This window comes from Geobacter pickeringii, from assembly GCF_000817955.1.
Taxonomy (GTDB): domain Bacteria; phylum Desulfobacterota; class Desulfuromonadia; order Geobacterales; family Geobacteraceae; genus Geobacter; species Geobacter pickeringii.
Genome location: NZ_CP009788.1, coordinates 1,689,210 through 1,703,075, shown reverse-complemented (window position 1 = coordinate 1,703,075; position 13,866 = coordinate 1,689,210). Strand labels below are relative to the sequence as shown.

The following is a 13,866-nucleotide window of genomic DNA, read 5'->3' as shown; positions in this document are numbered from 1 at the left end:
CCTCTTCCCTCATATCTGGAATTACCGGCCTTCGCCTTCCTGCTGCTCCTGATCGAAACTGATGAATTTCACGTCGATCCAGGAAGAGAGGAACTTGTCGACCTTCTTTGCTTCATTATTTGTGGAACGGTCCCCTTCTCCGCCGAGAGAAGAAACCTTCTCGACCATCCGGCTGCTCTGGGCCAGTGAGTTCGACCCGCTCATGGAGCCGAGGCTGACCGCCCCGGAGGCCTTGGGCGCACCGACCACGGAAAGCAGGGCACCAATGGCCTGGCGGTTAAGAACCTCCCGGGCACCGAGGGTGACCCGTCTTCCCACGATACCCGCTTCGCCGGCGTCGATCGCGCCGTTGGGAGCAACGAGCGCGATGTCCCCCGTCTCCGGCGCCTTGAGGGGACCCAGCACCCCGTCAGGATCGTAGGTGAGCGTTCTGATGCCGCTGCCGACCGCCGGCGCGGTGAACTTGTATTCGTACTGATTGGTACTGGCATTGAAGACGGTCTTCGGGGCCTCGGCGCTGATGGCCGTCCGCGAACCGCGGCCGGCGTTGATATCGCCATGATCGCTCCAGACGGTGATGTTGCCGCCGAAGAACGTCATGATCCGGGACTCGTTGACGTTGATGTTTCCGCGGGCCAGCACCCCGATGTCCCCCCCCGCCGCAGTGGTCACCCCTGTTGGCGGAATCGAGCTCTTGTCCATATCCTTGTCGACAAAGGCCGACTTGCCGACGTTGACATCACCGGAGGCAATGAGGTAGACATCCGACCCCCCCTTGCTCGAAACCTCGGAAGAAACCATGCTGATGGAGCCGGAAGGACGGCCGCTGAACAGGGGATCGATAGAGTTCTGGCGGGCCTTTGCCAGGACCGCGTCAGCTCCTGCCCCGTCGCCGGTCGCCTTCAGGTTGCTGTACTCCTCGCCGCTCTTCTTTATGGACCCCATCAAGGCGGTTGTCCCGTCACCCGAGAGCTGCTGTCCCACACCCGCCGCCAGAACGATCGTGCTCGCCTTTTTCGGAAGCAGATAGTTCAGGCCGTTGCCGTTGGTGTCGATCCCGTCCGAGTCGCCCAGGTCGATGCTGCCTCCGGCCTGCATCACAAAGGAACCCGGACCGTCAATCTTGATGCCGGTATTATTCTGATTCTTCTGTATGCTCTTTTTGTTGTTGGCACCGACGGAAATCGTCTTGATCTTGCGGGTCGCAAGTTCGATATCCCCCCCCGCCTTGACGAGGGTCGTGTCGCCCTCGTTGAGGTTCTCACCGGCAAGGATCAGGTTGCGGACGTCCGCACCCGCTGTTATCGCGGCGCTCTTCGGAATCAGCAGCTCCAGGTTCGTCACGTTGCCTGCGGCAGTGATCTTCACCGGCTGCGAATCGTTCTTGTGGAGCAGAGAGGCCTCCCTGGTCCTCAGCCACAGGCTGTTCGGATCGAAGCGGCTTGCCTCGCCATACATCGTGGAGAGATCGGGATCGGTTTCCAGCATCTTGATGAAGGTTGTCTGCAGAACGTTGTCGGGTATGCCCGACGGAACAACCCCCGAAATATCGCCGGCGGCGGCAAGTCTCAAATTGCCCGACTTGTACGGTGAAAGCATCAGGGATGCGGTTTCAAGGCGGATGGCGCGTCCCGCGTAGGCCTCAAGGGTGGAGGGGAGCACACTCGACCCATTGGAACTGGCTGAGGTAACCGTATAGAACGAGCGGGTCGACAGGGCCACATCCCCCCCGAGGGACGCCAGCCGTATCGCGGCGGATTGCCCGTAAAGGTTGCGCAGCCGCAGGTTGTTGCCGGAACCGATCTCCATGCCGGGCCGGGCCAGGCCGGGGTTGACCACCCCGCCGACCAGCGTATCTCCCGCCGCGGTTACCCGCAGGTCGGCGTCGAACATTTCGAAGACCGGCCGGTCATTCGTGCTTCCCAGGTTTCCGGTCGAACGAAGTTTGCCCTCCCCCTGCCTCACCAGGAACCGCCCCTTCATGTCGCCTCCCGTCGTGAGACGGAGATTTCCGGCGCCGAACGTTCCCGCCTGGCCGATGAACGCCCCTCCCGCACGGATATCGAGGCTCCCCCCGCCGAGGGTGGCCAGGCCGCTGGTCGTCAGGGTATTTGCCCGGGTATCGGTCTGGTAGCTCGCCCCCCACACCTTGGGGAGAGAACGACAGGAGGGGTCGGAACAGCGTGCATAGGTCTTGTCCCAGGCATTGGTGATGATGACATTGCTGCTGGTGTCGGCGGGGTTGTTGATGTTCCGGCCGACCCGGAGCGCGATGCTGCCGCCATTGCCGTATTCCCAGAAATTACCCATTTTGTTTGCGAAGTCGGCGTGCTCGCCAAGGGTGCGGATCGCGCCGAGCTTGTGAAGTGAGTCGGTCTGCGTGTACAGATCGTTCCCGACATTGATCCTGATATTCCCGGTGGCGGTCTGGATGGCTCCCGCCATTTTGAGATCGTTCCCCACGGCTCCCCGGATGGGGCCGGCATAGCTCCCGATCACAAAGGGGGTGGTGCTGTCGATCATGGTTCCCGTGCCACCTTGGTTGATGGTCATGTTATTGCCGGCCGCGAAGTCGATGCCTCCCCGCTCGGTATAGACGCGTTTCTTGTCCGCTACGGTAATGTCCCCCACGTTCCTGACCGTAGCCATCCGGTCCGCGGCGTTCCGGTCCGCGCCGGCAACCAGCCCGATCCGCCACGACTCCGCGGCGGTGGAACTGTGGAGCGCCGGTACCGCCGTCGGATTGTCCATGATGTCCTGGCTCACGGTGAGGTTGCCGGTCGCCCGCAGCCCCAGCACCCCCGCTTCGCCGCCGTAGCGGTATCCGGTCAGGGCAACCGGCCCTGCCACGTTGATCGCCCCGTCATTCTCGATCTGGACCCCCGGACGGAAATGGAATGACTCCGCCTTCCCCCCCCCGGCGACGAATGCGTCCCGCAGGCGGGCGGCGGCAGAGGCGGCATTGGCCACGAAGGCCTGGTTTTCCGCATCCTTCGCCGCAATCATGGTCCCGTCCACGGCAAGGATCTGCTGCGCCTGCCGGTCCGTCCTGGTTGCCACCACGTCAAGCCGGTCGGCACCGGTGACCGATCCGGAAAGGACAACCATCACATCGTTGTCGGCAGCGGACCCGCCGGTTGCGGTACGGCCTGCATCAAGCGTGACGGTCCCCCCCCTGCCCCCTGTCGAGCCGCCCGCATCGATGGTTCCGGCGACCTGAACCGCCCCGTTGACGGAACGCAGGGAGACGTCGCCGCCATTCCCCGTGCCGGTCCCTCCCGCCTTCGCCAGAATCTGACCGGTGGTGCCCACCACCACGGCATTGGCGGCGGCAAGGTCCACCACCCCGCCCGTTGCACCCGAAGCGTCCACCGTTCCGTTCACGGTGATGGCACCGGCGTCGGCGGCAAGACGGACGTCCGATCCCTTCAGGGTCTTGCCGCCATCGAGCGTCAGGTCCCCGGTCCGGGCCCTGACCGCTATGGAATCGGTAAACCCTCCGCCAGCGACTTTTCCGGCAAGGGTGGAAAGGTCCGCGACCGACTGGGTGTCCAGCGAGAAACTTCCCCCCCGGTTCCCCGCTCCGGCTGTTCCGCTCAGGGTACCGGAGAGCTCCGCGGCCTTATTGACGGCCGCAACGGCTATGCGACCGGCATCGCCACCCGCCTCGGCCGAGACATCGATGACAGCGCCCGCCTCCTGCCGGAAGGTGCCTGCCCCGGCATTGAGTTCCACGCTCCCCCCGTCGAAGGGGATGCTCACGTCGCTGGCAGCGGTTGCGAAATTCTTCCCCTTGGCCGCAATGCTGCTTCCCGCTTTCAGATAGATCCCGTCATCGGCACCGGTTCCCGTGGCTTTCATGGAAACCGTTCCCGACGGAAGGTCAATGGCCCCGGAGTGGGTGATACTGCGGGCCTCGAAGGCAAGCTTCCCGCCGGGCACGGCCGAGGTTCCCGCCGTTCCGGTCGTCCCCTCCGTGGTGAGAACGCCGCCGGCGCTGACCGCGTAGTCACCCTTCTGGTACACATCCTGGGAGGTTCGATATCCCGCCCCGGTGATGCGTCCCCCTTGCAGATCCATATCCCCGGCCGTCGCGAGAGTTCCGACGCCGGTAAAGGTGAGGTCGTTCTTCGCCCGGATATTCACGGAGGCGAAGCCGTCCAGGACCTGGCTTCCCGGCCCGACGGCGATCGAATCGGCAGAGGCGGTGAAAACCCCGTTCCCGCTCTGGGGGGCACTCCTCGGATTCGAGCCGACACCCTTCATGGTGAAACTCTTCAGGCGATTCGTATCCGAACCGACCGTGACGGTGGCGCCGTTGACGCTGCCGATCCGGGAGGCTTCCAGCGTGAACCGGCCGCCGTTGTCGAGGGCGAAATTGCTGCGGAAAAGCATGTCGGAGCGCGACGCCAGACGCATGACCGGATTAGCCGAGAGGGTTCTCCAGAGACTGTCGGTCACGTACAGTGCCCGGGCGCTCCGGTCCGTATCGGCGTCGCTGGTATAGATGATCCTGTCGCTCTTGAGGGCAACCTCTCCTTTGCTGCTCTGTACCGTTCCCTTCAGGTCAAGGGCCGTTGTGTCGAGAACAACCCCGTTCACGCCGGAAACCGCCCCGTTCTGGCCGATGGAGAGTGTTCCCCCGGTGACCAGGCTTACCGTTCCGCTCTGCGCGCCGGTCCCGGTGGCGTTCACCGTGGCCCCGTCCTTGAGGGTGATGGCATCGGCCGCGCCGACCGTGATCGCACCCGCATTCACCGTACTCCCCGTCTCGATGGTAACAGTCGAGGTGGTGCCCGGGTCGGTGGGGGCGGCGGCATTGTAGCTCCCCAGCCGGACCTCTCTGAACCCCTTGTCGGATATGGACGAATCGGCAATCTGGAAGGTCCCCTTGAACCGGTCCTCCAGGGGCGTCGTGACGCCGAATCCCGCGGGAAGGGGGAGCGGCGTCTTGAGAATCGTCATGTTCCTGCCACTGAGGTTGACCACGCCACCCTGGAAGCCCGTCCCTCCCGGAAGGGCAGCCGCGGCCAGCGTTCCCTCGATGATCGTCGTGGCCCCGCTCACGGTCATGTCGCCGCCGTTTCCGGCAACGAGGATATGGGGATTGAAGCTCCCCTCCTTGAGAACATCCGCCGCCCGCCTGATCTCGAACCCTTTCCAGAGCGACGCGGTCGTGCCGCTCCCCTGGGTCGTCCGGTACCCGGCAGCTACCACGTATCCCTCACTGGTCGTTCTCGCCTCGTTCGGCGCGACGGTGACCCCCAGGTCGGTCACGACCAGGGCGCCGGGGAGAAATGCATACTCCTCGGGGAGGAGGCTGTACACCCCCGGTGCCAGCCCGTTCCCCCCGGACAGATAGACCGCGTCACCCGGAATCCGGACGGAATTGTCCGGCATGATGACGTAGCGCCCCTTTTTCTTCAGCGGATCATTGGTGCCGGTGATGCCGGGCTGGAACTGGTAGCTGAAAATCCCTCCCCCTCCCGACGCATCGACGGTGGCGCCGCCGCGGACGATCACCTCACCCTTGCCGGCGCTCAGGGTAATCCCCTTGGCGGGTTCGGCGGTCACATCCCGGTCGTTGGCGCTGGCCCTGTCCGTGATCGTCCAGCTCACCTCGTCGGAGGAGCCATATTTCGCCAGGGCCTGCCCCGTTACCGAGATGCGGGCACCCTTCTCGACGTAGATCCTTTTGTCCTGGCCCGTTGTCTTCAGATCGACCGTCCCCATCGGCGCGGCAATGGAGCCGCTGACGGTTATGGAGCCGGGCGTTTCGAAAGCGAGCCTCCCCCCTGCCGAGGCCAGGAGGGGGGCCTGGCTTCCCGAAGGTGCCACCGAAATGTCGCCGCCGGCAGAGAAGGTGAAGTTGGAGAGGGAGGTCGGATACACGACGCTGGAGACCAGCGAGAGCGCACCGGGAGTCGCCAGGCGGCCCAGCCAGATCCCCGGGATGGTGTTGTTGTTGTACTTCCGGTCCGTTGCCCGGATCGTTTCCTGTGCGGAAAGCTCCACCTTCCCGGCCCCGGAGATCGCCACGTCGCCTTCCAGATCGATCCAGCTCCCCTTCAGCGAGAGAGAACCGTTACCGGCCACGGGACTCCGCCCCGTGGTTTCCACCTGTGAAGAGCCGTTTAACAGGCGGATCCAGGGAGCGGCGAGGGTTGCATTGTCGGTCACCAGCAGCTCGGGGGTGTTCAGGGCGATGCTCCTGCCGGCTGTGGCCGCGATCGGGCCGGCAAGGGTCATGGTTCCCGGGACGATGAACGACAGGCTGTCAAAGCCGTTTGTCGTCAGCCGCGAGAAGAGTGCCTGGTCGAGGCTGATACCGGCCGGATTCCGCGACGTGAGGGAAAAGCTCCCTCCCGGCATCCCCGGCAGGTATGAGAAGGCCGTCAGTCGGGAGTTGTCCGCGAGCATGCCGCTGTCGAACGACACCGCTCCGGGGGCACCCGCCACCACCGCCTGGCTGATCCGGCCGTCGGCCCTCTTCAGGTATGCCGTTGCGGGGGCAGAGCCCGAGACATCGATGGCGGAACCGCCTTCGAGGGTCAGGGTGCCGGGGGTCTTGAGCGAGACGGTTCCGCCGTTCAAGGGAGTGATCCCCAGCGGAACATAGCTGGCAACCGGGGCGATATCGTTCAGGTTGTAGGCTGAGGCGGTGATCTTCGCGCCGCCTTTGACCGTGAGATCGCCATTTTTTGCCTCGATGCCGACGGTGCTTGCCGGGGCGATGATGCTTCCGGCGATGTTCACCTGCTGCCCGGTCAGGGTAACTTCCCCGCCGGGGGCAACGTTCACCGTGGCCCCGGGGCGAATCGACAAGGTGGCGGCGGTGTTGTCGTTGAGCCCTTCGGCGTTGCGGTCAAGCTGCATGCCGGCAGTTCCCCGGACCCACGTCTGACCCGCAAGCTCGGGGGGGGCATCCTGCAACTGCCTGTGGAACACCCTCCCCGCAAGCGGCACCACCTGACGCGTCAGGGACGGAGCGAGCACGGCCCCGTCGGTCACGGTAAGATCGCCGGCCGATCTGAGTTCGATGCGCGAGAAACCGGAACAGTCCAGCGCCCCCGTCCAGAGGTTGAGTTTCCCCTTGAGGGGGTCGGGGACCGCCGTATCCTTCCCGAACGATGCCGGCATGGCGTCACGCTCCCGGGAAACGGTGACGTCACCCCCGTGAAGCAGAATGCTTCCCCCCTTCTTGCCGAGGAGGGCATCGCCGCGCATCTCCCCGTGGAGGATCATGGTCTCTCCCTGGATCTGCAGGGTCCCCGCGTCGCCACCGGTCACCTTCCGGTTGGCATCGGCATAATATCCGCCGCTGACGTCGATGAGCGCGCCATCCGTCACCCCGACCCCGAGCCCCCCCTCCCGCGCCCGGTCCTTGATCTCGACCGAGCCTCCGGCAGTCCGGGCAAAGCCGCGCCATACGCCGGAAGGCAGGGCCTCGTCCAGCCGTTCGCCCGCTACGGACGTCACGCTATGCTCGCCGAGGAAAATGCGCTGGGTGACGGGAGCATCGAGCGGCTTCACGCTGTCGATCGTCTGGAGCTTGATCGTCCCCCCCGCCGCCGCCAGCTCACCGTCATGCACGATCCTCTCGGCAACGGCGTTGATGGTTCCGGTGGGCTGGACGGCAATCCGGGCCCCCTTTTCGATACTCAGGGTCCCGTTGCCGGAAACGAACAGGGTGTTCAGCCCCGCACCGGAAAGGAGATCGGCGGAGATGCGGGACGGACCGGCAAGCTGGACATCGGAGTCGGCGGTGATGTCGGCCGATTCATTCAGCGCTCCCCCCTTGATGGTGATGTCGCCGGTAACGAGGTCGAGACTTCGCACGGACGAGTTGAGCCGGTCCGCGACAATCACGTCCCCGATTTCAAGGGTGCCACCCTTGGGCTCCCTGAGACCTCTCGCGTATTGCCTTCCGATGGCATCCGTCGGCTCCGCGGTTTTCGTCTGATAGAGCCCCCTGGTGACGGAGGAGTCGATGGCGCCGTCCAGATAGATCTTCCGACCGAGCAATGTCAGCGTGCCGGCATCCCCCCCTTCGTCATGCTCGGGGCGGTAGAGGCGGCGCTCGCCTATCCTGTCGTACGCGAGGTTTGTGGGCGCTTCGTGGATGAAATACGACTTCCCTCCGGAAACGAGGGTGGTAATGGCGTAGGAACCGGCATTGTAGTGGGTCTTCCCGCCCCCCATAAGGATCTGGGCACCCTTCTTCATCACAATGTCGCCGGATTTGCTGGTAACCCTGACCATTCCGCCCGATATGCTCCTGTCCTGGGCCGTCACGTCGCGCTGCAGCAGGTAGTCGGAAACGTTGCCGATCGTCGAGCCGAGGTGGGCGTCGAATTTGATGGAGGCGTTGAACAGCAGGCCGTTTTTCTGGAGGAAATCGTCGCTGAGCTTCTGGCTCGTCAGTTTTGCCTCCAGGAGATTCGCCTCGGCCGGCTTGGCTTTTTGCTGGATGACGCCGCTCACGTCGAGGAGGCTGCCGGCCCCCATGAAAACGCGGTCCGTAGCCGACAGGTACACATTCCCCGATTGGGAGCGCATAACGCCATTGAGCTCGATGCGCCCGGTCTGGACGCCATCCACCACCACCGGCCGGCTGGGGTCGAGCCCCCCGAGGGTGATGATCCCCTTCTGCTCCGGAAAGGTTTCGTTCACCGTCTCCGGGTCATCGGAGACGGGGGTGCTGGTCTCGCTTCCGGCACCGGTGATTATCCGGTTGCTGGCCTTGAGTTCGATCTGCCCGTTCTTCTTGACCGCGGTAACCGCCCGGATAATGCCGTTCTGGGTCACCGTCCCGCCATACATCCCCACCAGGCCCGTTTCCGCGGTCATGACGCCGCTCGGGTGGTTGATCACGTCATAGGAGAGCGTGGGCGAAGCCGGCATGGTCACCGCCACCGCGTTCGGTCCCCTGTCGTCGGGCCTGATCTCCACGGTGTCGCCGGCGGCCAGGCCGATCTGCCCCACCGGTGCGGTGATGGTCCCGCTGTTTTCGACGCTCCCCCCCACGAGGTAGACCGAATTGCCGGGGAGGATTTTCGCCGAGCCGTCGGGATTCGTCACAATGCTGCCGTCGGCATTTCTGACCAATGCCGGCCCCATGGTCCCCGCGTTAATTATGGGACCGGGGGTGTAGGCGGTTCCGCTCTCGTCGGTGGACCGGAACTTCATGACCCCCTTGTCGAAATCCGCTTTCCAGAGGGAGAGCGACGACGCGGTCAGGGACTGGCTGTTGAACTGGGAGCCCTTATCGAAGTAGATGCCGTTCCTGTTGACGAGGATGACCCGCTGGTCCGCGAGAACCTTGCCGAAAATGAGGCTCGGCTTTACGTCATCGATCCGGTTGAGAACGCTCCAGTTCTGCTGCCCCGTGAAACTGACGGTGGCTTGCGAACCGACATCGAACGATTGCCAGTCGACGACGGCCTTGTCCTGGGTCTGGGTCACCGTCATGGTGTTCCTGGCCCCATCGGTGACCGGTGTCAGCACCCCGGAGACGACGTTTTTGAGTACCGGCAACTGAGTGACGGACGGAGGCAGGGGGACCGCGGACATGGACTTGAAACGGGGCGACTGCCCCGCATCGGAAAGCGCAGGGAACGAAATCATGTTCACCGTCAGGGTAATGGCGCTTATCTTTTTCAGCATGGTACGTTCTCCTCACGCCGCACAGGCAGCGCATGCGCAGCGTGGATTGCGTCCGCCGGCCGGCGGCATTCCGTCAGAACTGGTATTTAACCTTGAACAGCACCCGGGAGGTACCTTCGCGGGTGTTGTCCGGCGAGCCCTTCATGTCGCGCAGGGCATAGGCCCAGTCGAGCTGGTAGTCCAGCGCCTTGAGCACCGTGCCGCGGATGCCGACGCCGGTCCCCATGAGCGTGAAATTGGCGGCCTGCTCCGGCAGAGGCTCTTTGAGACTGAGGGAGGCGTAGTCGAAGAAGAGATAGGGAATTGCGGTGAAACGCTCACCGTAACCGGTCACGGCACCGAGCTCAGGTGCCATCAGCTCGGCGGTCCCATGGATGCCGTTGTCGCCGGATGCTTCTCCTTCGCGGTAGCCGCGGACGGTATCGAGGCCGCCGGCCACATATTGTTCGTTAGAGATGAGAGGCTGGTCGGTAAGCTGGCCGTCCACCTTGAGGTCGAGCATCATCTTTGCGGGGAGGTGCTGCGTGCGCTCCAGGCCGGCAGTCAGGATCACGTAATTGCCCCGCGCCTTGGCACGCTTCTTATCGAACTCTTCACTGCTGGTCACGGCGCCGCGAAACGAAACGCCCAGGCTGGAGTTAAAGATGGTGCTGCCGGTCGAGTCGGGAACCGAGGCGTTATAGGCAACGGAAACCGGCAGATAGCTGACCACCAGCTCCTTGTCCGACACATCCCGAAAACGCTTGTAATCGACCCCCAGAGCGAGGTTGTGGCTGTACGAATCAAGCGGCGGCAGGGGAATGAGGTAGCGGAGTCCGCCGACCTCTCCCTTTCCCTTGGTCTTGAATCCTTCGCCGAAGCCGCTTTCGCTGTCGGAATAGAGCCCGTAGAGGACCACCTTGTGCTCCTTCTCCCACGGGGCCGGCATCAGGTAGGAACCGGAGACTACCTGGACCTCCGACGGCTTCTCCGGTGCGGTCTGGTACTGCAGGGTCAGGGCATGGAGCCTCTGCCACAGGTTGGTGTAGCTGAGCGTCGCGTTGACCCTCAGGGGTGTCGTATTGAGGCTGTTGCGGTTGTTGAGTTCGATACTGCCGTGCAACGGGATCGAATCCTCGACCTTCAGCTCGAAATCGACCGTGCCCGGCGCCTTCCCCGGCACCATGGACGGAACGACCTTCAGATCGGGGATTTCGGCGAGTTTCCCGAGATCCTTCTCGACCTCCGGCACATAGACGATCTCCCCCTTCCTCAGGGAGGGGAGCTCGCGCAGAATGAGCCCGGGAGAGTACCACCGCCCCCCCGTGACCGTCACGTCGCCAATCAGGTTCTCGATGGCTTCGAGGGAAATGTAGCCGCTTTCCACCTTCTGCTCGGGGATGTTGACGACCACCGTCGGAAACCCTTCCTTGTGGTAATACTGCTCAAGGGCGTCCCGGCCCTTTTCCACGTCGGCCGCGGTCTTGCCGGTACCGACAAAGGGGGCAAGAACCTGGGCGATCTCGTCCTCGCCAAGGACCGTATTCCCCCTCACACTGAAACGGCTGATGGCAAACTTCACCTCTTCTTCCCCAGCGGGTTGGGCAGCGGGCGCGGACTCTCCGGTGGCCGTCTCGGCAGCCGGGGCCCTCTCCACGCCGGAGATCAGGAGCGCGAACGCAAACAGCGAAGGTGCGGCGTAACGACGGAAGCCGGCGGCACGTTCAGTCAACAGGGACATCGGAAATACATCTCCTCTCATAACCACAAGATTCATGCGTCCCGCTACAGGATCGCCGCAAGTTCGTCACGCAATGCACGCGCGTCCCGGAAACCGTCGATCCGCCGGATGACGGAACCTTCCCGGTCGAGGACTATGACCAGCGGGAAACCGTTCTGGCCGTACTTGTCCTTGTAGGACGTTTCTTTGTCGGAATTGACCTTCGCCCAGACAAAAGAGTCACGCAGAGTGAGGACCCGCGGGTCAACGAGCGATTCGGTGAGGAGCCGCTTGCACCACTGGCACCAGTCGGCATAGAGAACCAGAACGGTCGGCTTGCCGTCGCGGCGTGCGGCGGTGAGCGCCCCGTCGTAATTCTCCTGCCAGGGGATCGTCACGCCCGCAAAGGACGCCGCATCGGCGCGACCAGTAACCTCAAGTTCCGCAACGACCGTTTTGCCCGCCAGCGGCCCGTTGAAGTCGACGGTAAACGTGGCCCCGTCACCGGAGACGATGGTCCCCGCCTTCCCCCCCATCTCGAATGGCGCGCCCATGCGCGGCTGAAGCGTAATCGTTATTTCGTCGCCCTTCACCGCAACGACGGTCTGACCGAACTTTTCCTCGAACCGTGTGCCGTCGACGGCCGAGAATTCGAGCTCCGCCTCCTTCTCGTCCACCTTCGTGACACGGGCGGGGAAATAGGGAACCAGCGTGACATCCTTGCCGACGACCGGCAGCGAATCGAAACGGCTCACATACTCGCGGGCCGGCATGGTAATGATCCGCGGGATGGTGTGCTTTATAGGAAGCTGAACCCGCTTTTGGGTATCGGTAAGACCGAACGCCTTTTCCGGCGGCAGCACCACCTTTGCCCGCCGGCCGACTTCCATCCCCACCACCGCCTCGCCGATGCCGGGCACCGACGCCGGCGAACCGGCCAGTACCTGCTCGGGCCGGAAGTCGGCATCGCTCGGGAACTCCCCGATCCGTTTCCGCCCCTGATCCTCGGCCACGGCACGGTCGGTGGTTGCCACCAGAGTCCCGTCTTCCAGCGTCATCGTATAGTTGACCGTAGCGAGATCACCCTTTCCGACGGCAATCCGTTCAGCGGAAGGAGCGCCATTGCGGGAAGCCTGCCCGGCGGGACGCTGCTCCGCCGCAGGGACGGCGGCGGCGAAGAACAGAACTGCCCCGACAATGGCAACGGGAACGAGAATATTGACGCGATTCTTCATGGGTTCAGTTCCTTTCCTTGCCAAGCTGCGTGTTTCCCTTCTCCACCGACAGTATCGTCAGGTCGCACTGCAGAGGCTCCCCACCAAGGGGGTCACGGTAGTCAACCAGGAAGGTCCGCTCGTTCACGTCGGTGATACGCCCCACCAGCGCGCCGGAGCGGACCAGTTGCCCCGGCGCCACCTGAAGCTCCAGTGCGTAGTGGTCCCCTTCCTCACGCACAAGGGCGGAACCGAAAGGAGTCGTGACCGACGGTCCCGCCGGGGCAAACGTTACGACCACTTCCTCGGCGCTGACGGCGGTGACTTTCCCCGGCACTGCCGGATCGACGACGAACGGCACGTCCATTTCGGCTTTTTTCCCGGTCCCCTTCGTGAACTCCTCGGGGGTCATCCGCATCTCCCGGGGGCGAACCCGCACGCGCGCCATCGAGATGGTCCCGCCGCTTTTCTCCTCCCGGTTCCACGAAACATCCACGGTATGCCGGGAGCCCTCTTCCATGCCGACGATCTCTCCGCCGAGCACCCGGGCAATGGCGCCTTCGTAGCCGATGGCGCGCGCCGCACCGCTCTGCTGCCCCTCCTCCTTTCCGGCAACCAGAACGAGGGGATCGTCCGAATTGGCCGGAAGGAACCGGGACGCCTTTTTCAGCGAATGGTCATCGGCAACACTCTTATAGGTAGAGGAGGCAATCTCTCCCTCTGCCGTGCGGCAGACGAAGTGGACTCCCACCCGGTCGCCCGGCTGGGCCACCCGGACCTCCCGGGTGCCGGCGCACCCCGAGAGCCCCCCCATAACGGAGAGCGAAAGTAAACCGCAGGAAATATGCAGGCAGGTTCTCGTTCTCATGCATCCCCCTTAATCAACCTGTGTGCAGAACCCGACAACAATAGATGAGAGATGTTACAGAACGTCTTCAGAATTATGAATTTTCGACGACAATGAATACGATCCCGCCTCGGCCAGGCCGCTCTCATATTCGGATAACACCATGATATTTCAGCACAAAAACATCAAAGCAAACCATTGTGCTAAATAAACTTCAATGAGGGTTCAAGCGTTCGCCGCATTTTCCATCTCCCTCCTCCCCATTGTCCTTAAATAAATTTTGGCCAAACAATATTCATGAATGCGTTTTTTCAGGTTAAGCATATTTATTCATCGTTTTTTCAAGAATCTGTTCATTCCCTGTAACAGAGCGCTGCTAGAGTGACGTCGTTCGCTGAGGAACGGAGTGACCGGCAGGCGGAAAAAAATCGGGCGGTCAA

At 63.2% G+C, this 13,866-nt stretch carries 4 protein-coding genes; all 4 read right to left on the bottom strand.

Features of this window, described 5'->3' with window-relative positions; all coding sequences use genetic code 11:
• Positions 1-21: 21 nt before the first annotated feature.
• Positions 22-9,666: a filamentous haemagglutinin family protein gene (locus tag GPICK_RS07605; protein WP_039741845.1), complete on the bottom strand. Its 9,645-nt coding sequence runs from the start codon at positions 9,664-9,666 to the stop codon at positions 22-24.
• A 73-nt stretch (positions 9,667-9,739) separates the two neighbouring features.
• A complete protein-coding gene (locus GPICK_RS07600; protein ID WP_052263350.1) occupies positions 9,740-11,386 on the bottom strand; it encodes a ShlB/FhaC/HecB family hemolysin secretion/activation protein in 1,647 nt (548 codons plus the stop codon).
• A 44-nt stretch (positions 11,387-11,430) separates the two neighbouring features.
• The gene (locus GPICK_RS07595) at positions 11,431-12,600 is read right to left on the bottom strand and encodes a thioredoxin family protein (RefSeq protein WP_052263349.1); all 1,170 of its coding nucleotides are present in this window, start codon (positions 12,598-12,600) and stop codon (positions 11,431-11,433) included.
• A 4-nt stretch (positions 12,601-12,604) separates the two neighbouring features.
• Complete coding sequence (locus GPICK_RS07590) at positions 12,605-13,447, bottom strand: hypothetical protein (RefSeq protein WP_144400066.1); 843 nt, start codon at positions 13,445-13,447, stop codon at positions 12,605-12,607.
• Positions 13,448-13,866: the final 419 nt, after the last annotated feature.